General features: G+C 32.5%; 26 protein-coding genes. 16 read left to right on the forward strand and 10 right to left on the reverse strand.

Going from position 1 to position 22,099, the window contains the following annotated elements; genetic code table 11:
- Positions 1-13: 13 nt before the first annotated feature.
- The 4 genes from ACFVR2_RS10180 to ACFVR2_RS10195 all read left to right on the forward strand — a co-directional run bounded on the left by ACFVR2_RS10180 (position 14) and on the right by ACFVR2_RS10195 (position 2,789).
- Positions 14-469 (forward strand): TlpA family protein disulfide reductase, encoded by a 456-nt coding sequence (locus ACFVR2_RS10180; protein ID WP_387361318.1) that lies wholly within the window; start codon positions 14-16, stop codon positions 467-469.
- A 345-nt stretch (positions 470-814) separates the two neighbouring features.
- Positions 815-1,849 carry a cytochrome d ubiquinol oxidase subunit II gene (locus tag ACFVR2_RS10185; RefSeq protein ID WP_387361320.1) on the forward strand — a complete coding sequence of 345 codons (1,035 nt, stop codon included), beginning with the start codon at positions 815-817 and terminating at the stop codon, positions 1,847-1,849.
- A gap of 164 nt (positions 1,850-2,013) precedes the next feature.
- Positions 2,014-2,472 carry a hypothetical protein gene (locus ACFVR2_RS10190; protein ID WP_387361322.1) on the forward strand — a complete coding sequence of 153 codons (459 nt, stop codon included), beginning with the start codon at positions 2,014-2,016 and terminating at the stop codon, positions 2,470-2,472.
- An 80-nt stretch (positions 2,473-2,552) separates the two neighbouring features.
- Positions 2,553-2,789: a DUF3977 family protein gene (locus ACFVR2_RS10195; RefSeq protein ID WP_387361324.1), complete on the forward strand. Its 237-nt coding sequence runs from the start codon at positions 2,553-2,555 to the stop codon at positions 2,787-2,789.
- Between the two features lie 239 nt (positions 2,790-3,028).
- On the opposite strand, the gene rnjA is transcribed toward ACFVR2_RS10195, so the two are convergent.
- Both rnjA and ACFVR2_RS10205 read right to left on the reverse strand, forming a co-directional pair.
- Positions 3,029-4,696, reverse strand: a complete 1,668-nt coding sequence (gene rnjA / locus ACFVR2_RS10200) for a ribonuclease J1 (RefSeq protein ID WP_387361326.1) — start codon at positions 4,694-4,696, stop codon at positions 3,029-3,031.
- 3 nt (positions 4,697-4,699) lie between these two features.
- The gene (locus tag ACFVR2_RS10205; protein ID WP_056468578.1) at positions 4,700-4,912 is read right to left on the reverse strand and encodes a DNA-dependent RNA polymerase subunit epsilon; all 213 of its coding nucleotides are present in this window, start codon (positions 4,910-4,912) and stop codon (positions 4,700-4,702) included.
- A gap of 348 nt (positions 4,913-5,260) precedes the next feature.
- On the opposite strand from ACFVR2_RS10205, the gene ACFVR2_RS10210 reads away from it, so the two are divergent.
- Both ACFVR2_RS10210 and ACFVR2_RS10215 read left to right on the forward strand, forming a co-directional pair.
- Complete coding sequence (locus tag ACFVR2_RS10210) at positions 5,261-6,169, forward strand: DMT family transporter (protein WP_387361328.1); 909 nt, start codon at positions 5,261-5,263, stop codon at positions 6,167-6,169.
- A gap of 15 nt (positions 6,170-6,184) precedes the next feature.
- The gene (locus ACFVR2_RS10215) at positions 6,185-6,958 is read left to right on the forward strand and encodes a Cof-type HAD-IIB family hydrolase (protein ID WP_387361330.1); all 774 of its coding nucleotides are present in this window, start codon (positions 6,185-6,187) and stop codon (positions 6,956-6,958) included.
- Between the two features lie 35 nt (positions 6,959-6,993).
- Here ACFVR2_RS10215 and def read toward each other — a convergent pair whose 3' ends face one another.
- Positions 6,994-7,551: a peptide deformylase gene (gene def / locus ACFVR2_RS10220; protein WP_387361333.1), complete on the reverse strand. Its 558-nt coding sequence runs from the start codon at positions 7,549-7,551 to the stop codon at positions 6,994-6,996.
- Positions 7,552-7,740: 189 nt separating this feature from the next.
- Positions 7,741-7,887, reverse strand: a complete 147-nt coding sequence (locus ACFVR2_RS10225) for a YjcZ family sporulation protein (RefSeq protein ID WP_387361335.1) — start codon at positions 7,885-7,887, stop codon at positions 7,741-7,743.
- Positions 7,888-8,050: 163 nt separating this feature from the next.
- On the opposite strand from ACFVR2_RS10225, the gene ACFVR2_RS10230 reads away from it, so the two are divergent.
- From ACFVR2_RS10230 to lpdA, 5 genes are all read left to right on the forward strand, one after another.
- Positions 8,051-8,698 (forward strand): YkyA family protein, encoded by a 648-nt coding sequence (locus tag ACFVR2_RS10230; protein ID WP_387361337.1) that lies wholly within the window; start codon positions 8,051-8,053, stop codon positions 8,696-8,698.
- 465 nt (positions 8,699-9,163) lie between these two features.
- Entirely contained in the window at positions 9,164-10,243 is a 1,080-nt protein-coding gene (pdhA, locus tag ACFVR2_RS10235) for a pyruvate dehydrogenase (acetyl-transferring) E1 component subunit alpha (protein ID WP_387361754.1), read from the forward strand.
- A 3-nt stretch (positions 10,244-10,246) separates the two neighbouring features.
- Positions 10,247-11,224, forward strand: coding sequence for an alpha-ketoacid dehydrogenase subunit beta (locus tag ACFVR2_RS10240; RefSeq protein ID WP_387361339.1), 978 nt, complete (start codon positions 10,247-10,249; stop codon positions 11,222-11,224).
- A 129-nt stretch (positions 11,225-11,353) separates the two neighbouring features.
- Complete coding sequence (locus ACFVR2_RS10245) at positions 11,354-12,709, forward strand: dihydrolipoamide acetyltransferase family protein (RefSeq protein WP_387361756.1); 1,356 nt, start codon at positions 11,354-11,356, stop codon at positions 12,707-12,709.
- Positions 12,710-12,714: 5 nt separating this feature from the next.
- Complete coding sequence (gene lpdA, locus ACFVR2_RS10250; protein ID WP_387361340.1) at positions 12,715-14,127, forward strand: dihydrolipoyl dehydrogenase; 1,413 nt, start codon at positions 12,715-12,717, stop codon at positions 14,125-14,127.
- Positions 14,128-14,330: 203 nt separating this feature from the next.
- On the opposite strand, the gene ACFVR2_RS10255 is transcribed toward lpdA, so the two are convergent.
- Together ACFVR2_RS10255 and ACFVR2_RS10260 are read right to left on the reverse strand one after the other, a co-directional pair.
- Entirely contained in the window at positions 14,331-14,687 is a 357-nt protein-coding gene (locus ACFVR2_RS10255) for a hypothetical protein (protein ID WP_387361341.1), read from the reverse strand.
- 585 nt (positions 14,688-15,272) lie between these two features.
- Positions 15,273-15,668 carry a DUF1885 family protein gene (locus tag ACFVR2_RS10260; RefSeq protein ID WP_387361343.1) on the reverse strand — a complete coding sequence of 132 codons (396 nt, stop codon included), beginning with the start codon at positions 15,666-15,668 and terminating at the stop codon, positions 15,273-15,275.
- A gap of 160 nt (positions 15,669-15,828) precedes the next feature.
- Between ACFVR2_RS10260 and ACFVR2_RS10265 the strand changes: the two genes are divergently transcribed.
- On the forward strand, positions 15,829-16,122 hold the full coding sequence (locus tag ACFVR2_RS10265; RefSeq protein WP_056468552.1) for a DUF3055 domain-containing protein: 294 nt from the start codon (positions 15,829-15,831) through the stop codon (positions 16,120-16,122).
- A gap of 167 nt (positions 16,123-16,289) precedes the next feature.
- The gene (locus tag ACFVR2_RS10270) at positions 16,290-16,412 is read left to right on the forward strand and encodes a GapA-binding peptide SR1P (protein ID WP_098234026.1); all 123 of its coding nucleotides are present in this window, start codon (positions 16,290-16,292) and stop codon (positions 16,410-16,412) included.
- Between the two features lie 159 nt (positions 16,413-16,571).
- On the opposite strand, the gene ACFVR2_RS10275 is transcribed toward ACFVR2_RS10270, so the two are convergent.
- Together ACFVR2_RS10275 and ACFVR2_RS10280 are read right to left on the reverse strand one after the other, a co-directional pair.
- On the reverse strand, positions 16,572-17,396 hold the full coding sequence (locus tag ACFVR2_RS10275) for a protein-glutamine gamma-glutamyltransferase (protein ID WP_387361758.1): 825 nt from the start codon (positions 17,394-17,396) through the stop codon (positions 16,572-16,574).
- A 154-nt stretch (positions 17,397-17,550) separates the two neighbouring features.
- Complete coding sequence (locus ACFVR2_RS10280; RefSeq protein WP_387361346.1) at positions 17,551-19,002, reverse strand: aminotransferase class I/II-fold pyridoxal phosphate-dependent enzyme; 1,452 nt, start codon at positions 19,000-19,002, stop codon at positions 17,551-17,553.
- Positions 19,003-19,278: 276 nt separating this feature from the next.
- On the opposite strand from ACFVR2_RS10280, the gene ACFVR2_RS10285 reads away from it, so the two are divergent.
- Entirely contained in the window at positions 19,279-19,548 is a 270-nt protein-coding gene (locus ACFVR2_RS10285; protein ID WP_069035550.1) for a UPF0223 family protein, read from the forward strand.
- Positions 19,549-19,763: 215 nt separating this feature from the next.
- Here the strand turns inward: ACFVR2_RS10285 and ACFVR2_RS10290 are convergent, their stop codons facing one another.
- Entirely contained in the window at positions 19,764-20,393 is a 630-nt protein-coding gene (locus ACFVR2_RS10290; RefSeq protein WP_387361348.1) for a YktB family protein, read from the reverse strand.
- A 195-nt stretch (positions 20,394-20,588) separates the two neighbouring features.
- On the opposite strand from ACFVR2_RS10290, the gene ACFVR2_RS10295 reads away from it, so the two are divergent.
- Together ACFVR2_RS10295 and ACFVR2_RS10300 are read left to right on the forward strand one after the other, a co-directional pair.
- Positions 20,589-20,777 (forward strand): hypothetical protein, encoded by a 189-nt coding sequence (locus tag ACFVR2_RS10295; protein WP_056468536.1) that lies wholly within the window; start codon positions 20,589-20,591, stop codon positions 20,775-20,777.
- 216 nt (positions 20,778-20,993) lie between these two features.
- Positions 20,994-21,794, forward strand: coding sequence for an inositol monophosphatase family protein (locus ACFVR2_RS10300; RefSeq protein WP_387361350.1), 801 nt, complete (start codon positions 20,994-20,996; stop codon positions 21,792-21,794).
- Positions 21,795-21,813: 19 nt separating this feature from the next.
- Here ACFVR2_RS10300 and ACFVR2_RS10305 read toward each other — a convergent pair whose 3' ends face one another.
- Entirely contained in the window at positions 21,814-21,999 is a 186-nt protein-coding gene (locus ACFVR2_RS10305; RefSeq protein WP_387361352.1) for a DUF5325 family protein, read from the reverse strand.
- Between the last annotated feature and the right edge of the window lie 100 nt (positions 22,000-22,099).

Consider the following 22,099-nt stretch of genomic DNA (forward strand, 5'->3'; position numbering starts at 1 on the left):
GGAGGACTATAAAATGAGACTTCGCTCACCAATGCCTGAATTAGATGGTGCAACAACAGTATTAAATGGAGAAATTCAAAAAGAAAACCTAATCGGTGACAAACCAACATTAATTCATTTTTGGTCTGTTAGTTGCCATTTATGTAAAGTAGCAATGCCAAATATTAATGCTTTTAGAGATGAATATAAAGATCGATTAAATGTAGTAAGTGTTCATATGCCAAGATCTGAAGATGATTTAGAAATTGATAAAATTAAAGAAGTTGCAGAAGAACACGGTATTACACAAACAATTTTAGTTGATAACCAACATACAATTACAGATGCTTTTGAAAATAAATATGTACCATCATATTACGTATTTGATAAAACAGGTGTATTACGCCACTTCCAAGCTGGAGAAGGCGGAATGCCAATGTTAGAAAAACGTGTTAATCGAGTACTAGATGAAGCGGCAAAAGTAGAATAATTTTTAGAATCGATCATCACTTAAGAGACTTTTTTTAAAAAGTCTCTTTTTTTATTTAGACAAAGTACAAAAAACTTGAGTTTCAGACTGATTGCAAGCGCTTGTCTTTCGAGGCGCGAAGCCTGGTGAGGAGCGGAGTTACCCTAGACGGTAATGAGCACCGCAGACAGGCGAAGCAACGAAGAAAGCAAGCGTTTGTCAACAGTCTGAAGAGACTTTTTTTAAAAGTCTCTTTTTGTATTTCCGCATTCTTCATCTTGAAACTAGTAGAAAGTGTATTTTATAGGTATAATTAAAGAAAACTAATCTTTAGTTTAAGGAATCATTCTGTAGGAGGAAAAAAGTTTGGAGATTCAAACAATCGCAATCTTTATCTTATGGTTGTTTTTATATGCCTACATGATTATTGCTTCAATTGATTTTGGTGCAGGTTTTTATGCGTTTTATACGATTACAACTAAAGAAGAACCAAAATTAATTGGCATAATAAATCGACATCTTTCATCTATTTGGGAGCTGGCTACATTATTTTTCATTTTTTTCTTTGTAGGAGTAGTTGGTATATTCCCGAGGGTAGCATATTATTATGGTGTTCCACTATTAGTTCCAGGTAGTGTAGCGATGATTTTTTTAGCAATTAGGGGATCGTTTTATACTTTTCAACAATACGGAGGAAATAGGAGTAAGTTCTTTTTAATTTTGTATGGGGCGACAAGTCTATTAATACCTGTTACATTATCGACTGTTTTAACAATTTCTGAAGGTGGATTTATTATCGAGAATGGAACAGATATACGATTTTATCCATTTAAATTAATTACGAATTCTTATTCACTATCCGTTATGCTTTTGGCTGTATGTTCAGTTCTATTTATTAGTGCAATGTTTTTAATTTATTCTGCAAAACTGATCAATGATACAGAGTCGGAAATTAAATTAAGAAAGTATGTACTAGTGTGGTCATTACCAACTATTATTTCAAGTATCATTGTATTTTTGTCAATGAAATTACATAATAAAGTTCATTTTGATCGAATGCATAATGTATGGGAATTCTTCCTTATATCTTTGATTTGCTTTTGTATAGCAATTTATTTTGTGATAAAAAGGAAAAGATATGGTTTAGCATTTATATTAGTATTATTGCAATATTTCTTCGCATTTTTTGGGTATGGAATAAGTCATCTACCATTTATCTTATATCCTTATCTAAGAATCGAAACAAGTTTCGCTAAGAGTAGTTTAGCAATCGTGCTAATTATACTGTTTGTTGTATTTTTTATCTTATTTACTGTGTATTTTATATTTTTAGTTCTTAATAAACCTTTCTTTATGAAAGTGTTTTTAAAAAGTAGTGAAAAAAATGACTTTGAAGATTAATAAGAAGATAAGAACTTATTATTATGGAAAACCACGAATTTATGAATTCTGTGGTTTTTTTTTATAGACTTTGTTAAAGCAGATTGATGATTTACTTATGCAACTAAGTGGAATAAGAAATGGTATTATGTAATTAACAAAAAGAATATTTTTAGGAGGAATTAATGGGGTTAGAGCATGAATTTTATCTTATTCCAGATACAATTAACGTAAACCAAATTTGGAAATTAAGAAAAAACAAGAATGTAATTGAAAGCGTTAGAATACATGATGATATTATCCAATATATAATGGACTCTTTAAATTGGATACCTAGTAAAAATCCATCAACTAGTGGGAACCTGAATAGAAAAGGACTTAATTATTATGGAGAGACTCTATTTGAACAACAGTCTTCAGAAAAGATAATTGCAATATTTACTTCATGGAAAGACTTATTTAGAAATGGACCCAAAGTGTTAAAACTTAGAGGTAATTTTGTTTATGGGGAAGATGATGAAGATGGAGAACTTGAAAAGTTAATCATCAATCGAGACGAATTAATTAACAAAATAGAAAAAATGATAGCAATGGCAGAGAAATTATCAGAAGGTAATTTTTATTTATATCATTTGGGGATTTAAATAGAGCATTCAATTTTTCTAATGCAACTAAAGCATGCAATAGTTGTATACCTTGTCTTTTAAAAAGGGGAAAGTTTTGTTTGAAATTTATTGAGTTTGGAATCGGTAATACATGGTTAGTTAGGACAGAAACAGAATTAGAAGATGGGACTGAATTTGAAGAAAAGGGAATTATTGGACCCGTAAAAATTAATTCTTTATATATAAGAATTTGGCTAGCTAAAACAGTTATAATAATTGACTCTATAGAAGGCTTTAAACGAATAAAAAAGAATCGTCATCATTTTAAATTTATTTTTGGGTTTAGTAGTTGTTAATTCCTTATTGAACTACCATGGGAGTACGATATAAACTTCCATTCACGGTTGTGAATCTGAGGATTCATGGATGGCTAACGCATTGCATTAGTTGTATAAGAGTTCCTAAGGTTATCTAATTAGATAACTTTTTTAGTTCAAAAATCAACATTTAAATTTAACAGAGCTTTTTTATAAAAATAGGGCGATCTCAAAAGTATTTTGACTTTTGAGATCGCCCTATTAACGTGTACTAATGATTAAACTTCCATAATAATTGGGAGAATCATTGGTTTACGTTTTGTTTTTTCGTATAAGAAAGGTGATAAAGTATCAGTAATTTCATTTTTTATTTCTGACCATTGAGAAGTTTTACGTTCCATGATTTTGTTTAAATGAGTAGAAATCATTGCTTGCGCTTCATTTATTAAATCGCCACTTTCTCTCATATAAACGAAACCGCGTGAAATGATATCTGGTCCTGCTGAGATTTTAAATTCTTTCATATCGATGCTTACGACAACGATTACAAGACCTTCTTCAGATAAAATTCTACGGTCTCTTAAAACGATATTACCAATATCCCCGATACCGCTTCCATCAATATAAACATTACCAGAAGGTACTTTTCCTGCAACCATAGCCTCATCTGCACGAAGAGCTAAAACTTCACCATTATCCATGATAAAGCAGTTTTCTTCAGGTACTCCACAGTCCATAGCAAGCTTAGCATGCATGCGCTGCATTCTATATTCACCGTGAATCGGCATAAAATATTTAGGTTTCATCAGTCTAAGCATTAATTTTTGCTCTTCTTGACCACCATGACCACTAGTATGAATATCATTTAATGAGCCGTGAATTACTTCAGCACCAGCACGATATAGTAAGTTAATTGTACGATTTACGCTCATTGTATTACCTGGAATTGGTGAAGAAGAAAATACTACAGTATCTCCAGGAATAATTTGAATTTGACGATGTGTACCATTTGCTATACGTGATAATGCAGCCATAGGCTCACCTTGACTACCTGTACATAAAATGACTAATTGGTTAGCCGGAATACGATTAATTTGAGATGCATCAATAAATGTATCCTTAGGACATTTGATATAACCTAGGTCATGACCGATCTCGATATTTGCTTCCATACTTCTACCAAAAACAGCAATTTTACGTCCAGTTGCAATAGCAGCTTCAACTACTTGCTGGAGACGATGAATGTTTGAAGCAAATGTTGCAAAAATTATTCGACCGTCTACTTTACGGAAAATGTCATTAATCGTGTCTCCAACTTTTCTTTCAGACATTGTAAAATGTGAAACCTCACTATTTGTACTGTCAGAAAGTAGACATAAAACGCCTTCCTTACCAATCTCAGCCATTTTTGTTAAATTAGCTGTTTCTCCGACTGGTGTAAAGTCGAATTTAAAGTCACCTGTATGAACGACTTGTCCTTGAGGTGTTTTGACAACAATTCCGTAACAATCTGGAATACTGTGAGTAGTACGATAAAAAGTTACGCTAGTTTTTCTAAATTTAATGATGTCGTCTTCTTTTATTTCAATTAATTTAGCTTTTCTTAAAAGACCGTGCTCTTCTAGTTTATTTTTAATTAAGCCAAGAGCAAGTTTACCACCATAAATTGGAATATTTAATTCTCTTAATAAATATGGAATACCACCAATGTGGTCTTCATGTCCGTGAGTGATAAATAAACCTTTAATTTTTTCCTCATTTCGAACTAAGTAGGAATAATCAGGTATAACATAGTCTATCCCTAGTAGCTCATCTTCAGGGAACTTGATTCCGGCATCTATTAATATAATTTCATCTTGATATTGTACTGCGTATGTATTTTTACCAATTTCCCCTAAGCCACCTAGTGCGAATACGGCAGCTTGATCATTTTTAAGAAATTTCATAAATTACGCTAGCTCCAAAATTTTAAAGCTTTCACTTTGTTTTTCGAATTCAAGATGAGCACCGGTTAAAGCTTGAACAAGTTCAATATTATAATTGAAAGGTAATAATTTCGCACGAACTTCTCTTTCACTATCTGCTTCTACATAAACTGTTTTAGTTTTTTCTCTTACAGGTACCTCTAATGGTAATTCCTGATAGTATACTTTAAAAATCATTTAAATCTCTCCTTGTCAAATCACTATCTTCTCAATATTATAAGTGATTTTCTATATATTTTCATTCTTTTTATTGAAGATTAACTAAAATACGGTCATTTTAAAAAAAAATTTGAAATTATTGAGATATATTTCTTCTTTTTCAAAAATTGTTTTAGCCGTTTTTTTAATTTTTTTCTAAGTTTACGTAACATTAGTTTTACCTCCTAGACATGAAATTAAACTTATATGTAGAGAACACGGACATAGTATATTTATGTGTAGTATTGATCGAAAAAACATTTTCATTCAATATAATCAGAAAAGCAGTTAAAATAGAGGGTATCTTAAAGTTAAGGGGAGAGGAATGTGAAGAAGTTATATGCAGCTTTGTTTTTATTAAGTATTATTTGGAGTACATCTTTTTTATTTATTAAGCTCCTTTTAAATGATATAGGGCCAGAAGCAATTGTATTTTATCGCTGTTTCTTTGGTGCTATGACATTATTAATTATTATGTTAATTAAAAGGGTAAAGATTGATTATAAAAATTTACCGAAAATGGGTTTAATTATTGTCATCTCATTATTTAATCATGCAATACCGTGGCTTTTTCTTTCTTTTAGTGAGACCCATCTACAAAGTAATGAAGCGGCAGTATTAAATGCTTTTACGCCAATTGCAACACTTATTATTGGATATTTTTTCTTTTCTCAAAAAATTCATAGAAAACAATGGATTGGACTTATGATAGGGATCGTTGGAGTTATGATTATGATGAATCTTAATCCATCAACAATTTTCTCCGATAATATAATTTATTCAATATTAATGTTATTTGTTACTTTTTGTTATGGACTTGGTTCACATTTAACTAAAAAGTATTTACAAAAAATTGATGTAATGATTGTTTCATTTTTAACCTTAGGTATTTCTGGTGTATTCGGCTTTTTTTATATGGTCGTTTTAGGAAAGGGGACTTTAAAACCATTTGTTAATTTTGAAGTTTTTAGTGGCGTGTTTGGACTAGGCGTTATATGTTCGGGGTTGGCATATTTATTATTTTATTATATGGTTAAAGAGGGAAGTGCAGAATTTGCAACAATGGTTACTTATATAGTACCTGTATTTGCTTCTATTTGGGGATTTTTCTTTTTAAACGAACCTTTATCTTTTAAAATGATTTTGGGGCTATTAATCGTACTTCTTGGAGTATTTATTACGAATAGTAAACAGAAATCAAAAATGAATAACTCAAAAGCAAATGCAGCGTCTTAGTGAGGAGAGAATAATATGACTAAACCAATCGTTTTTTTTGATATTGATGGAACGATTTTAAATCATGATAAAGTAATTCCGGAAAGTACAAAGAACGCAATTTCGGAACTTCAAAATAAAGATATCCACGTAGCGATTGCAACTGGTCGTGCACCATTCATGTTTAAAGAAATTCGTGAAGAGTTAAATATAAATGGTTTTGTAAGTTTAAATGGGCAATATGCTGAATTTGAAGGTGAAGCTATTCACAAACATGCCCTACATCCAGAACAACTTCACCAATTTACTCAAAAAGCAAAAGAACTAGGTATTCCGCTTATTTATTTAAATAATGAGACAATGAGAGCGTCAATTGATTCACATCCTCATATAAAAGAAGCAATGACATCGATTAGAATGCAACATCCTGAAGTTCAGCATGATTTTTATTATAATCGTGAAATTTACCAAGTTTTACTGTTCTGTGAAGAGCATCAAGAGCCATCATTAACCGATGGATTTAATGATTTTAATTTTATTCGCTGGCATGAGTATTCGTCAGATGTCTTACCAGTTGGAGGTTCTAAAGCGAATGGAATACTTCAAATGGTAAACCACCTTGGATTTGATATGCAAAATGTAATCGCATTTGGTGACGGATTAAATGATTTAGAAATGATCGAAAAAGTTGGTACGGGGATTGCCATGGGTAATGCAGTAGATCCACTTAAAAAATTAGCAAATCATATTACAACGAATGTTGATGAAGATGGAATTTTAAACGGTTTAAAATGGGCCGGACTTCTTTAATAAGAAAGAGCGATTGGTTTTCCAATCGCTCTTTTTTATTTTCTCTCTAAAGGTGAAGCTCCTTCTGGAGGAGAAAAAGGATTTGTTTTATTAATACGATCATAAAACATTACTCCATTTAGATGGTCAATTTCATGCTGGAAGCAAATTGCTGGTAAACCTTTTAAACGGATTTTTACTTCTCCTAATCTCGTGTCATAGCCAGTTACTGTTATTCTTGCGTAACGTGGAACATATCCAGGAACATCACGATCAACAGATAAGCAACCTTCACCACCTGATAAATAAACTTCCTCAACAGAATGACTGACAATTTTAGGATTTAATAATGCATAACTAAATAAATTACCTTGTAAGTCAGTAACATGAACACCTATGGCTCTTTTAAGAATTCCAATTTGTGGTGCAGCTAATCCGATACCTGATCGTAGACCGTATTCGGCAGATATTTCTGGATTTTGACTATTTATAACATATTCTAATAATGAATTAGCTAAATTAATATCCTCAGTGGATGGAGGTAAGCTTACTTCACTCGAGATTTCCCTTAATCTAGGATCGCCTTCTCGAATTATATCTTTCATTGTAATCAAATGAATTTCACTCCTGTCTTAATATTTCCTAAATATAAGTATGTACTATTCACTAGTATTATTAATTTAGTCTAACAAATCTTTTTTAAATTGTCAGTCACAAGCCAATAGAATGGAAAAAGGAGCGATAAAATATCGCTCCTTAAAGTTTGTGGTTATACATTAATAATAGAGGCTTACTAGTGTGAATTATAAAACGAAAGCTGCACCAACGATAATTAATAAAATGAATAGAACAACGATTAATGCGAAACCGCCGTAACCGCATCCACATCCGCCGCCGTAACCATATCCAGGGTATCCACCTTTTCCTCCACCGTATCCGTAACCGTACATATAATAACCTCCCTTTAAACTGTTTCCGCATATAGCGGATACTACAAATTATGAAAAACTACATAAAGTGTGTGGGTATGTGACCAGATTATTTTTTAGGACGTATAAAAAGTCTGAAAAGATGCAACATGGAAATAATAATGAAAAAAAATTGGGTGAAATTATGTATAAAAAATTCAATACTCTATTTCTTGTAATAAGCATACTCTTTATCTTTTGTTCGGGTTGTACTTCTCAAGTAAAACAAAAGAATTTAGTCATAAATCAACTAGCTCAAATTGCAGAAATGGAACAGAAATTTCAAAAATCTGGAGAAGGTATACAAAAACTAGAAGTAAAAGAATTGGAGTATTATGAAAAAATTTATTTATATAAAATCAGCGAAGTAAATAAAAGACAAGAGGCGGCTAAACAAGCAATCAATTTGTTAAATGAACGGAAAGAACGAGTTATAGAGGAGTCAAAATTAATTCACGATATAGACATAAAAATTAAAGAACTTCAAACAATAAATATTGAAACGAAGGATGAACAGTTTCGAAATGAAGTTAATAACTTTATAAAAACATGGAGAGAAAGAACCGACTTATACGATAAATTGAATTCAAAATATAAAGATGCAATGGAAACGGATCTTTCAATTTATAACTTATTATCGCAGAAAAAAGTTGATTTAAAAAATGTAAAGAGTGAGACAAAGGATACAAATCACATTTATAAAGATGTCATTAAATATAATGATCAATTAAATCTTTATACTCAAAAATTAAATAATTTACAAAAAGACATATATGAAAAATATGGTAAATAACACATTGGGACTAGAATTACTAAACAAAAATCGTTGTAGTACAGTTTGAAATTTATGATAAAAAAAAACCTTTATTAGCTATTTGAGTATAATTTAAAAGAGTTTCTGTTATTGTATAACAGATTGCTGTTTCAAAGGTAGTACAGGGTGAAAATTTTGTGACAAATTTTCCGAAAAATCATGAATAAAATAATACAACAAAATATTTGACGAGTTTATGAACGTGTTATAAACTGTACTAGTGTTCAATGTTGTACTAGTGTAATACACAAATAGTATAAGTACAGATTTTAATTATAAGTACAAGTTGCTTGTAATTACTCTTAAGAAAATACACATGATGGATAAAGAAAATAAATCCTCCATAATTAAAGAAGGGTGTGGGTTTTAGTGGCAACTACTACGAAGAAAGTAGCTGGAAAGGAAACAACAGAAATGAAGAATACACAAACTGTTTCTGAATTAATGGATCAAATGCTTCAATTTGGTGATTCAGTTGGAACTCTTCAAATTTTAAATGAAGAGGGCGAAGTCGTTAATGAAGCAGCGATGCCTGAATTATCAGATGTGCAATTAAAAGAATTAATGAAACGTATGGTATGGACTCGTGTTCTTGACCAACGTTCAATTTCATTAAACAGACAAGGTCGTTTAGGTTTCTATGCTCCTACCGCAGGACAAGAAGCTTCTCAATTAGCAAGTCAATTTGCTCTTGAAAAAGAAGACTTTATCTTACCTGGTTACCGTGATGTACCTCAAATGATCTGGCACGGTTTACCATTATATAAAGCATTTTTATGGTCACGTGGACATTTAGTAGGAAGTCAAATTCCTGAAGATGTAAATGCAATCTTCCCACAAATTATTATTGGTGCTCAAATTATTCAAGCTGCAGGTGTTGCACTTGGTATGAAGTTGAAAGGCCAAAAATCTGTTGCCATTACATATACAGGTGACGGTGGATCTTCTCAAGGTGATTTCTATGAGGGTATGAACTTTGCTGGTGCTTACAATGCTCCTGCGATTTTCGTTGTTCAAAATAACAGATACGCAATCTCAACTCCAGTTTCTAAGCAATCAAAAGCTAGAACAATTGCTCAAAAAGCAATCGCAGTAGGTATTGCTGGTATTCAAGTTGATGGAATGGATCCATTAGCAGTTTATGCAGCTACATCAGAAGCTCGTAAACGTGCAGTAAATGGCGAAGGTCCAACATTAATTGAAACATTAACATTCCGTTATGGACCACATACAATGGCTGGTGATGACCCAACTCGTTACCGTACAAAAGATACTGAAAATGAGTGGGAAGCAAAAGATCCAATCGTTCGTTTCCGTAAGTTCTTAGAGAAAAAAGGTCTTTGGACTGAAGAAGAAGAAAATGCAATTATCGAAGAAGCAAAAGAAGCAATTAAAGATGCGATCAAACTTGCTGACCAAGAGCCAAAACAAAAAGTTACTCACTTAATGTCTAATATGTTCGAAACAATGACAAGTAATATAGAAGAGCAATATGCAATTTACAAAGAGAAGGAGTCGAAGTAAGTCATGGCGCAAATGACAATGATTCAAGCTATCACAGATGCATTACGCGTTGAAATGAAAAACGATCCAACTGTAGTAGTATTCGGGGAAGACGTTGGAGTAAACGGTGGTGTATTCCGTGCAACTGAAGGTTTACAAGCAGAATTCGGTGAAGCGCGTGTATTCGATACACCACTTGCTGAATCAGGAATCGGTGGATTAGCAATCGGTCTTGGAATTGAAGGCTTCCGTCCAGTACCAGAAATCCAATTCTTCGGATTCTTATTCGAAATTTTTGACTCAATCGCTGGTCAAGCAGCACGTATGCGTTACCGTACAAGCGGTCGTTTTACTTCACCAATTACTTTCCGTTCACCATTTGGTGGTGGGGTTCATACACCAGAAATGCACGCGGATAGTCTAGAAGGATTAATGGCTCAAACTCCTGGTTTAAAAGTAGTTATTCCATCAACACCTAAAGATGCTAAAGGTCTTTTAATTTCATCTATTCGTGATAATGACCCTGTTATCTATTTAGAGCACATGAAATTATACCGTTCATTCCGTGAAGATGTACCTGAAGGCGAGTACACAATCGAATTAGGTAAAGCGGATGTTAAACGTGAAGGTAAAGATGTATCAGTATTTGCTTATGGTGCAATGGTTCACGCTGCATTAAAAGCTGCTGAAGAATTAGAAAAAGCCGGCGTATCAGTAGAAGTTGTTGACTTACGTACTGTTCATCCATTAGATACTGATGCAATCGTTGCATCTGTTGAGAAAACTGGCCGTGCTGTTGTTGTACAAGAAGCACAAAAACAAGCTGGTATTGCTGCAAATATTGTTGCTGAAATTAATGATCGTTGTATCCTTTCATTAGAAGCACCAGTTTTACGTATTACTGCAGCTGATACTGTTTACCCATTCTCAGAAGCGGAAACAGTATGGTTACCAAACCATAAAGATGTAGTTGAAGGTATTCAAAAAGTTTTAAACTTCTAATTTAGTTTATAACAAAAAATAGTGAAAGGTATTTGATGAAATTCATCAATACCTTTCTTACATTATAGATAAAATATTTTAAAAAATTAATTTAACTTTGTTCGGAGGTAGAAATCTGTGTCAAACTCAGTGGCAAGTCTATTTGAATTTAGATTACCAGATATCGGTGAAGGTATTCACGAAGGTGAAATTGTAAAATGGTTTATTAAAGCAGGCGACGAAGTAAATGAAGATGATATCATTTGTGAAGTTCAAAACGATAAATCAGTAGTAGAAATTCCATCACCTGTAAAAGGGAAAGTATTAGAAGTATTAGTAGCAGAAGGAACAGTTGCAGTTGTTGGTGACGTATTAGTACGTTTAGATGCACCTGGATATGAAAACATTAGCTTCAAAGGACAACATGCTGAAGAAGCTCCAACTACTACTCCAGTACCAGAAGCTGCTGAAGCAGTTCAAGCAAAAGTACAAGAATCTTATGAGCAAAGTGAACCAAAAACAGATGCTGCACCACTATCACCTGTTGCTGCAATTGAACCAAAAGCTCATGTAATTGCAATGCCATCTGTACGTAAATATGCTCGTGAGAAAAACGTAGATTTACGTATTGTACCAGGTTCAGGTAAAAATGGCCGTGTAACAAAACAAGACGTAGATGCATTCTTATTAGGTGGAGTAGCACCAGCTGCTGCAGCACAAACAGAAGTTGCTGTTGAAGTTGTAACTGAAGCTCCAGCTGCTGCACAAGAAGCTCCTAAAGCAATGCCAATTCCAGAAGGAGCATATCCTGAAACTCGTGAAAAAATGAGTGGAATTCGTAAAGCAATCGCTAAAGCAATGGTTAACTCTAAACATACTGCTCCTCACGTAACATTAATGGATGAAGTAGATGTAACGAAACTAGTTGCTAGCCGTAAAAAATACAAAGAAGTTGCTGCTGCACAAGGTATCAAATTAACATTCTTACCTTACGTAGTTAAAGCTTTAACTTCAGCATTACGTAAATTCCCAGCGTTAAATACATCAATTGATGATGCTACTAACGAAATCATCCACAAGCATTACTATAACATTGGTATTGCTGCAGATACTGATAAAGGTTTATTAGTACCAGTCGTTAAAGATGCTGATCGTAAAGCTATCTTCTCTATTTCTGCTGAAATTAATGAGTTAGCTACAAAAGCTCGTGACGGTAAATTAGCTGCTGCAGAAATGAAAGGTGCTTCATGTACAATTTCAAATATCGGTTCAGCTGGTGGACAATGGTTTACTCCAGTAATTAACCACCCTGAAGTAGCTATTTTAGGTATTGGTCGTATTGCTGAAAAACCAGTAGTATTAAATGGAGAAATCGTTGTTGCTCCAGTATTAGCGTTATCATTAAGCTTTGACCACCGTATGATTGATGGTGCAACTGCTCAAAACGCTTTAAACCATATTAAACGATTATTAAATGATCCAGAATTATTATTAATGGAGGCGTAAGATAAATGGTAGTAGGAGATTTTGCAATTGAACTAGATACGGTCGTTATCGGTGCCGGTCCTGGTGGTTATGTTGCAGCAATTCGTGCAGCACAACTTGGACAAAAAGTTGCTGTTATTGAAAAAGGTAATCTTGGTGGGGTATGTTTAAACGTAGGTTGTATTCCTTCAAAAGCATTAATTACAGCTGGACACCGTTATGAAACAGCTAAGCATTCTGAAGACATCGGTATTACAGCAGAAAATGTAAAAGTTGATTTTACAAAAGTTCAAGCTTGGAAAAGCAGCGTAGTTAATAAACTAACTGGCGGTGTTGCTGGTTTATTAAAAGGTAACAAAGTTGAAGTTATTAAAGGTGAAGCTTACTTTAATGATGCTAACACTCTTCGTGTAATTACTGAAGAATCAGCTCAAACTTATACTTTTAACAATGCGATCATCGCAACAGGTTCAACTCCAATCGAAATCCCTGGTTTCAAATGGAGCAACCGTGTAATCGATTCAACTGGAGCATTAAACTTACCTGAAATTCCAAAAAAATTAGTTGTTATTGGTGGCGGCTATATTGGTATGGAATTAGGTACTGCTTATGCTAACTTTGGTACACACGTAACAATTCTTGAAGCTGGTGACGAAATCTTAAATGGTTTCGAAAAATCTATGAGTTCAATTGTTAAACGTGGATTAAAGAAAAAAGGTAATGTAGATATCGTAACGAAAGCGTTCGGTAAAGGCGTTGAAGAAACTGCTGATGGCGTTACAGTTAAATTCGAAACAAATGGCGAAATGAAAGAAATCGAAGCTGATTACGTATTAGTAACAGTTGGACGTTTCCCGAACTCTCGTGACATGGGCTTAGAAAATGTTGGTGTTGAAATTAACGAACGTGGTGTTATTACTACTGATAAACAAGCTCGTACAACAATTAATAATATTTACGCAATTGGTGATGTAATTGCTGGTCCTCCATTAGCACACAAAGCTTCTTATGAAGGTAAAGTTGCTGCTGAGGCAATCAGTGGTATGTCAAGTCAAATCGAATACTTAGCAATCCCTGCAGTAGTATTTACTGATCCAGAATTAGCAACTGTTGGTTATACTAAAAAACAAGCAGATGAAGAAGGATTAGCTGTTAGTGTAGCAAAATTCCCATTCGGTGGAAATGGTCGCGCATTATCTCTAAATTCAACTGAAGGATTCGTACAATTAGTTTCTCGTAAAGAAGATGGAGTACTAGTTGGTGCTCAAGTTGCAGGTGTAAATGCATCAGATATCATTTCTGAGCTTGGTCTTGCAATTGAAGCTTGCATGAGCGTTGAGGATATTGCTCAAACAATTCATGCTCACCCAACATTAGGTGAAATCTCAATGGAAGCTGCAGAATTAGCGATGGGTCATCCAATCCACGTTCTTAAATAATGCTTCGTTAAAAAATGATATAAATAAAGAAGACCTTCATTAATTGAAGGTCTTTTTATATTCGAAACGTGCGTATTATTTTTAAAAAAGTAATTTAGTTAAAATTCAATTCTTGTGCGAGATAGTCTCGTTCATGTTCGTAAGTCAAGGAAATCTGGTCCGATACATGCTTCTCCACTTAGATAAAGTACAGGTAAATTATTTTAGATCGCAAATTCTAAAATCAGTTCTGCTTTTGCAATATAAATCTCTCCACCTAGTACTGCTCTAGGATTTGAGCCACTTAGAACAACTCCGCCTAATGATGCACCAGCAATAACCAGCCCAACAAAAATTTCTTTCGTAGCTGAATTAACACCAGTTTCAATACCAATAATGCCTTCAAGTGTGATTCTTCTACAGCTAAAGCCGCTATGAAAGCTAAGAGGTGGTGGGAAATTCTGAGCAATATTGCTTAGTAGAATCTGGTTAAAAGCAATGTTCTCAGCGATTATATCTAATTGTTTATTAATTTTTTTTATATCTTTTTCGATTTTTTTTAATTTTTCTTCTTCAGACATAGGCATCACTTCCTATTTTAGTCATGCTATATCATATTCATATGCAGGCTTGTACACTTTGAAAGTGGACAAATATACAAAAAAATTCTTAGTACGGGAATTTTATATGCTTTTGATTGCTTTTAAATACGCTCCTAACATATTTAATGCGCCTTATTTAGTTAGTTTTGAGTTAGGTTAACTATTGATGCATTTAAAGCTGAGTACTAGCAAAATAACGAATAAAAAGATTGTCCGTAACCTCCTATTTGGTAGGAGGTTTTTTTGCATGATTAAGGCATGTCTCGCATAACGTTTAAAAAACAAACTTTCTAGTATTTGATGATTGATTGGCGGGAGAATTGATGCGAAAACAACTAATAGTATTAATGATTCATCAACTATTTTGGGTAGGATTTTCATTTGTTTTATTCTTGTCGAAAAGGGATCAAATATATTCTAAAGTCATATTGTTTCTAGTATTCTTTTACCAGCTTTATTTAATTGCAAAATACGTTGGAAACACAAGAAAAGCAAGTATTATTATTACTTGCTTTTATGCTTCGATATTTTTCTTTTGTCAGGCTATCGCAAATTTATTTTAAATTATCGTTTGTAAAAATACATGATTCGATTGTTAAATAATTCAAGCTTTGCTTCAATTTTTTGAGCTAAATATCTACATAGCTCATTTGCTTTGCCTTTATCACCATATGTTGAGTTTGGTAACAGTGTAATCACGATATTTTTATCATCTTGAATTGAAACAACAAAATGTTTATAACGAGAATCATTGCTCTGTAAATAAAGTGCATCTTGATCATCTAATTTTTTATTTGAAATAGTGTAAGGAAAGGAAACCCTTTCATAATTCCAGTCAACTTGTTGACCGATCTTAGTTGAAGATTGTATGTAATCATTTATTAAATTATTTATTAAATCTAAATTTGCTTCTTGGAATTTTGATTTATCAACTAATTGAATGGTAGCTTGTTGAACCATTTTTAAAATTTCCCCCTAAGATGTTTTTATGAAAAACATCACTTTTAATCTTTTTTATCATAACATTATTTCAAATTTTTAGACAAGTATTCGGTATGAATTTAATTTTTTCTTCATATGTATTAACTTACAATACTAAAACGGAGGAGTGGGTGAAACAATGTTTGAGAAATTATATGATGATCATGAAAATGTAAGAGTCCGATTTGTTGGCTTCGTTACGAACGATACAAGATACGATATTGGTATTGTATATACGAACATGTTCTTTGGTAAGCCGCTCGTCATCTGCATGCAGTCTAGACAATGCATTGTATTAGATCGACAGGATGTTTCATTTCCAAATCAATTGAAATTTTTATGTAAACTAAAAACTGAGGAAGAGGCAATGGAGCTCGCTGAATATTTAGCTGACTGGTTACCATCACCAAGTATAGAAGAGAGCTATGAATAGAAAATAAATGTGTTATACTAATTGAATAGCGGTCACCTTATATAATCCCTTGAATAATCTAGTATTAGAAAATTTAAGTTATACTTATTTACCACTTGCGTAAATAAGTATAACACATTATAATGAAGTTAGTTAATTGATACAACATTATGAAAGGGGTTACAAAGATGGGAACGTTCGTATGTAAATGTTGTGAAAAAACAGTAGGTCATTTCGAGGATGAAAAAGTAACAACTCTTTACGTTAAAAACTGTGAAGATTGTGAACCAACTGATAATGAAGTTTGCTAATTATAATTAATAAATAAAAACTTAAAGTCTAAGAGAATATCTATAGACATCTATAAATGAGAAATTCCACAAGGGAATCGTTTTTCCTTGTGGTTTTTTATGTTTTTAATAAATGAACAAAAAAAGGGAGACTCAATTAAGAATCATCCACTTTTATCTTTATGCAATTTGAGTTTGATCGCCAATTCTTGCAGTAATAACGTCGGATGAAGCTTCGCTCGTTGTAACTGGTATCAATTTTGAATTATCCTTTAAATATTGAGCCATTTCGTTCGAGTCAATTCTAGTATTTAAATTTGTTAAAAAAGCAGAAACCATCGCAAAAGGATATCTATGCATATTTAAATGGAAAATAATCTCTTGTATTGAACGTATTCCGATACCGTGACCATAATAATAATTACTTCCCATAGTTACAGTGTTTTCTCCTTGCCATTCTGGAGTCATTGGGTCAACTTGAGGATTTTTAATATAAACAACGTCTCCTGGAGCTGGACGATCAACTTCAGCCGTTAAAATTGCTAACTTAGGTTCGTAATTCCAAGTGTATAAGTAAAATCCGTTATCGAATAGTTGATCAAAAATTTCATAGCCATAAAGATCTAGAAGGGCTTTATAAAATAACATTATAATTGCAGTTGCACATTCTGTTGCGTAAAATTGTCCGTTGCGAAAAATATCATAAATTCCCATGGAAGCTCTTATGCCTGGCCTAAGTCTAAATCCTCCCATTGGTGTACGAATCCAAAACATAGGATTACAATATGCTCTTCTAAAAACCCTAAATTGCATGCCGCTTGTTAATAAATCTTTAGAAGCCTGAAGTATATAAGTTCTAAGTGTCAAATCAAAAGATAATTCACGGTTAGATTTATAAATATGAGACTTTTTACTATTTGTTAAATTAGATAATATTTCTTGGTAAAGTTTATTATTTGAATCTCCGTTGTTTTTTAATGAAGCATGAACAATTTTATTATTCACGACTATCAATTAGTTCACATCCTAACATAAAAACAATTTTTTCGTGCGAAATCAATATAATTACCTTACCTATCATATGCCTATATAATTTAGATGTGATTTACAATACAAAAAAACTAGGATTGATTTCCTAGTTTCTTCATGAAAGCTGTAGTTATTTTAATACTTTTAACGTTAATAATTCCTCGTCTTCTGGACCTTGAACAGGTAATCCTGCTTCAATATTCTTTTTAATATAAACTAGATTTTCAAGTGTGATTTCTTCACCAGGTAAAAAGATTGGAATTCCAGGTGGATAAACCATTACAAATTCAGCAATAATTCTACCGACAGAATCCTCAAGTGGAACAGATTCTGTTTCAGAGTAAAATGCATCCCTAGGAGAGACTGCTAAATTTGGAATCGTTGGGATCTCAACGTTTAAATTCGTATTGCGCTCTGAGATGTCAAATTCAGTTACTAATACCTCAAGTGCATGAATTAGCTGCTGAATGTCTTCTTCACTATCACCAGGTGTTAAAATGCAAAGAACATTATATAAATCAGACATTTCAACTTCAATATTAAATCGCTCTCTTAACCAAACTTCAACGTCATGGCCCGTTATACCCAGTTTTTTTACGCTGATTAATATTTTAGTAGGATCAAAGTTGAATGTAGCCTCTTTACCAACTAAATCATAACCAGGGCAATATAAACCATTGATTGAATTAATTTTATTTCGAGCATTATTTGCTAGCCGAATAGTATTAGTTAGTAATTCTTCACCAACAGTTGCTAATCTCTTTCTCGCAACATCTAGTGAAGCAAGTAATAAATAGGATGTTGAAGTAGTTGTTAGCATACTTAGTACAGATTGTACTCTGTGGACATTCACAATGCCTTCTCTTACATTTAAAATGGAACTTTGAGTCATAGAGCCACCAAGCTTATGTACGCTCGTAGCAGCCATGTCAGCCCCTGCTTGCATCGCAGAGATCGGTAATTCGTTATGGAAATGAATATGTACACCATGCGCTTCGTCAACTAATACGGCTAAGCCATGTGAATGTGCTAATTCAACAATGCTTTTTAAATCTGCTACAAATCCAAAGTATGTTGGATTAATAACTAATACTGCTTTTGCATCAGGATTAGTTAAGATGGCCTCTTTCACTGCATTTGTCGTAATACCGTGTGAAATACCTAATTCACTATCAATTTCAGGATGAACAAAAATTGGTGTCGCGCCAGAGAAAATGATTGCAGATAAAACAGATTTATGAACATTTCTAGGAATGATAATTTTATCGCCAGGTCCACAAACACTCATTACCATTGTCATGATCGCTCCACTTGTGCCTTGAACTGAAAAGAATGTGTGGTCAGCATCAAAAGCTTTTGCTGCAAGATCTTGTGCTTGTTTTATTTTACCTTTTGGATGATGTAGATCATCTAAAGGAGCAATGTTGATTAAATCGATCGATAATGCATTATCACCAATAAACTCTCTAAATGTTGGATCCATTCCATTTCCTTTTTTATGTCCTGGAATATGGAATTGAATAGGGTTCTTCTTTGCATGCTCTAATAAAGAAGAAAATAACGGCGTTTCATTTTGTTTCATTTAACATACACCCCATTTAATGAATAATAGTGTTTTTCGGAAGTGATATGTTTGTAAACAATTCAACTGTTTACTCTCATTAAGTTAAAAACTGTCTTACCTTCATTTGAAAAACAAAAAAATTATATCATTCTATGAATTTTCTGTATAGAAAAATATTATAAAGTTATGAAATTTTATTCATCTGAATGAAATTATATCAATTTTTAAAATAAGAATGGAATTTAAAAAATGTGTTAAAATGGAATTAATTAGAAAATAGTAGGAGTGAAGTAAATGGATTACCAATACCCAATTTCATATGACTGGACAACTGATGAGACAATTGAGGTAATAAAGTTCTACACATCAGTAGAAAAAGCGTATGAAAAGGGAATAGATCGTGAAGTGTTAATGGCTACGTACAAACAGTTTAAATCAATTGTACCTAGTATTGCAGAAGAAAAAAAATTATGTAATGAATTAGAAGAGATATCAGGCTATTCCGCATACAGAGTCATGCAAAAAGCTAAAAATGGTGCTCCTGGTGATAAAATTAAAATGTAGTATTCAATAAGTTAAGAATTAAATAGTAAGAAAAAATTCTTAAGTAAAAAATAGAAGCCCATTAAAAGATCGTTAGCTACCTTCAATGGGCTTTTCATATGTATGTATTGTTTAAGTAATTCAATTTCACATTTCGTCCTGTCGAAAAATGTGTAAAGAATGGGCATAGACTTTTGATTTTGACATATGTATAATTAAACAACACTTATATTAATTCAGTTTATACTTATTTTGTATAAAGGAATTAAAGTATTATATGTTTCTATAATACGTTGGATTAGTTCTTCCTTTGTAAGTGTAATTGCTTCATCTTTTGCAATCGTAATTCCACATAGGTATTCTGCTTTTTTTACATCATGAAATCTTTGGATACCTTTATTAAATTCATCTTTATTCATTTTACTTTTTTGTATCACATCAGGTTTCATATGATCGTTTGATACAACAAAATCTTTCGGAATCATTTTGTAAAGTTTATTTTTATTCTTTTCAAAATTAATGGCAATCGATTGCTTATTTGGACTTTCGTAAATAATTCCAAAGTAAACAAACAGGTGAGTACCCCAAAGTCCAAATTGGAAATGAGGAAGCATCTTGTATCCACGATTATTTGTTGCAAAAGCAATCCAAGTATCTTTTGGAGCATTCACAGTACGACGAGCATGCTTAGCAATATGGCCAAAGAAGTTTTGATCTGTTTGTACATTTAAAAATGGTAGTATTTCTTCTTCAATTTCTTTAAATTTTGGTTGAATTTCATTTTGTATAGCACTCATTCTAGTTTCTAATGTTGAGTCAGTTGTAAATATTTCAAAATCACTTTCTTTAAAAAAAGTTTGAGTCATTTTCGAACCCCCTAGCTGCATTATCTAATTAGTATACCATGTTTGTCCAAAACAAATGGGTAATATGTTTCTTCATAAAATAGTTACATTATAAGCTTAAATAACATATATTAGTAGCAAGATAAAAATCAGAAAATTTTGTTAATTAACTTTTACAATTTGTTTTGCCAACTTATATTCTATGGAGGGATAATGATGAGACAAGTGATTAATGCGTTAAAAAGAACTGATGCAGAAAAGAGAATTCCTGTACTTAGATTAGAATTAGATTACGAACTAGCTACACTATTCGATGCTATGACAGTCAATGATAATGAAGCAATGATTGAATCTAAGAAGAAATTAGAATTATTAAGATTAGAATTAATTCGTCTAGAAGCTTAGCGAGTTTATTTACCGAACCTTTAAATAGGTTCGTTTTTCTGTGCGCTCATCTTCCGCTAAAAGCCCAATTGTCTATCGTATGCCCACCCTCCAAAATAAGTTCCTCATCATTAAATAAAAATCATTTCATTAGGTTTTTTTAGGTTAAAATTGGTAAACTGATAAACAGGACCATAATAATTTAGTTTTAGCACGTAGAGTTTGGAGTGTTTAATTATGAATGTAGACTGGAAAGAAATTGAACAATTCGCGAGGAAATTGCTTCAAGAAGCAGCTGAAAATATTAAAAGTTCTTTATACGACTCCATAACAATCAATACTAAATCAAACGAAAATGACTTAGTAACAAATAAAGATGAAGAAATTGAAAAATTCTTTTACGAAAAAATAAAAAAGAAATTTCCAAATCATTATTTACTTGGTGAAGAGGGTAAAGGCGATGAATTGGATCATGTAAATGGGGTTGTATGGATTCTTGATCCAATCGATGGAACGATGAATTTTGTTCACCAAAAACGTAATTTTATGATTTCTTTAGGTATTTATGAAAATGGAATCGGTAAAATGGGATTTATAATGGATGTAATACATAATGAACTATATTTTGCTAAAAAAGGTGAAGGAGCTTATTTAAATGATCTCGAATTAACGCCTTTGAAAAATGTAGTACTAGAAGAGGCTATTGTAGCTGTAAATGCTATTTGGTTAACTAAAAATCGTTATGTAAACCATGAAAAATTAAGTAACCTTATTCGAAGAGTTAGAGGAAGTAGGTCATATGGATCTGCAGCGATGGAAATGGTCTATGTGGCAATGGGAAGGGTTGATGCATATATCACCCCAAGATTATCGCCTTGGGACTTTGCCGCGGGTAAAATTATTGTTGAAGAACTAGGCGGAATATGTACTACGCTCAAAAATGAAAGCCTTTCAATTCTTAAAAAAAGCTCAGTGCTAGTAAGTAACGCTTCGATTCATAACGAATTACTCACTGATTATATCGAATTTCTACAATAATAATAAAAAGAAGGTAAGTTTATAACTTGCCTTCTCTTTTTAATTTAGCACGTAATGAAAAACCATAACCAACTAATGAAATGGAAATAATTAGTGAAATGACAGCGCCAATAATACTTAGTTCTGCTAGCATAATACCAACTAGAATTAAGAAGATTACGGATAAAAGTGCTACACAGAAAAGTCTAAATTTTATGCTAGACATGGTGAATCCTCCTGTTCATAATTCTTATTTTACTCTTTGTCGAAACGGATGTAAATTTGAATAAGGTAAATCTTTACTAAAAATTTATTAATAATTTTTT

The sequence above is a fragment of the Gottfriedia sp. NPDC057991 genome (assembly GCF_042886615.1).
In the GTDB taxonomy this organism is placed as follows: Bacteria; Bacillota; Bacilli; order Bacillales; family Bacillaceae_G; genus Gottfriedia.

Bases quoted from the DNA above. Each gene is read 5' to 3' on its own strand.
- ACFVR2_RS10180 (WP_387361318.1), top strand. From the start codon at position 14: ATGAGACTTCGCTCACCAATGCCTGAATTAGATGGTGCAACAACAGTA.
- ACFVR2_RS10190 (WP_387361322.1), top strand. From the start codon at position 2,014: ATGGGGTTAGAGCATGAATTTTATCTTATTCCAGATACAATTAACGTA.
- rnjA (WP_387361326.1), bottom strand. From the start codon at position 4,696: ATGAAATTTCTTAAAAATGATCAAGCTGCCGTATTCGCACTAGGTGGC.
- ACFVR2_RS10205 (WP_056468578.1), bottom strand. From the start codon at position 4,912: ATGATTTTTAAAGTATACTATCAGGAATTACCATTAGAGGTACCTGTA.
- ACFVR2_RS10215 (WP_387361330.1), top strand. From the start codon at position 6,185: ATGACTAAACCAATCGTTTTTTTTGATATTGATGGAACGATTTTAAAT.
- ACFVR2_RS10225 (WP_387361335.1), bottom strand. From the start codon at position 7,887: ATGTACGGTTACGGATACGGTGGAGGAAAAGGTGGATACCCTGGATAT.
- ACFVR2_RS10230 (WP_387361337.1), top strand. From the start codon at position 8,051: ATGTATAAAAAATTCAATACTCTATTTCTTGTAATAAGCATACTCTTT.
- pdhA (WP_387361754.1), top strand. From the start codon at position 9,164: ATGGATCAAATGCTTCAATTTGGTGATTCAGTTGGAACTCTTCAAATT.
- ACFVR2_RS10240 (WP_387361339.1), top strand. From the start codon at position 10,247: ATGGCGCAAATGACAATGATTCAAGCTATCACAGATGCATTACGCGTT.
- lpdA (WP_387361340.1), top strand. From the start codon at position 12,715: ATGGTAGTAGGAGATTTTGCAATTGAACTAGATACGGTCGTTATCGGT.
- ACFVR2_RS10255 (WP_387361341.1), bottom strand. From the start codon at position 14,687: ATGTCTGAAGAAGAAAAATTAAAAAAAATCGAAAAAGATATAAAAAAA.
- ACFVR2_RS10260 (WP_387361343.1), bottom strand. From the start codon at position 15,668: ATGGTTCAACAAGCTACCATTCAATTAGTTGATAAATCAAAATTCCAA.
- ACFVR2_RS10265 (WP_056468552.1), top strand. From the start codon at position 15,829: ATGTTTGAGAAATTATATGATGATCATGAAAATGTAAGAGTCCGATTT.
- ACFVR2_RS10270 (WP_098234026.1), top strand. From the start codon at position 16,290: ATGGGAACGTTCGTATGTAAATGTTGTGAAAAAACAGTAGGTCATTTC.
- ACFVR2_RS10280 (WP_387361346.1), bottom strand. From the start codon at position 19,002: ATGAAACAAAATGAAACGCCGTTATTTTCTTCTTTATTAGAGCATGCA.
- ACFVR2_RS10285 (WP_069035550.1), top strand. From the start codon at position 19,279: ATGGATTACCAATACCCAATTTCATATGACTGGACAACTGATGAGACA.
- ACFVR2_RS10290 (WP_387361348.1), bottom strand. From the start codon at position 20,393: ATGACTCAAACTTTTTTTAAAGAAAGTGATTTTGAAATATTTACAACT.
- ACFVR2_RS10295 (WP_056468536.1), top strand. From the start codon at position 20,589: ATGAGACAAGTGATTAATGCGTTAAAAAGAACTGATGCAGAAAAGAGA.
- ACFVR2_RS10300 (WP_387361350.1), top strand. From the start codon at position 20,994: ATGAATGTAGACTGGAAAGAAATTGAACAATTCGCGAGGAAATTGCTT.
- ACFVR2_RS10305 (WP_387361352.1), bottom strand. From the start codon at position 21,999: ATGTCTAGCATAAAATTTAGACTTTTCTGTGTAGCACTTTTATCCGTA.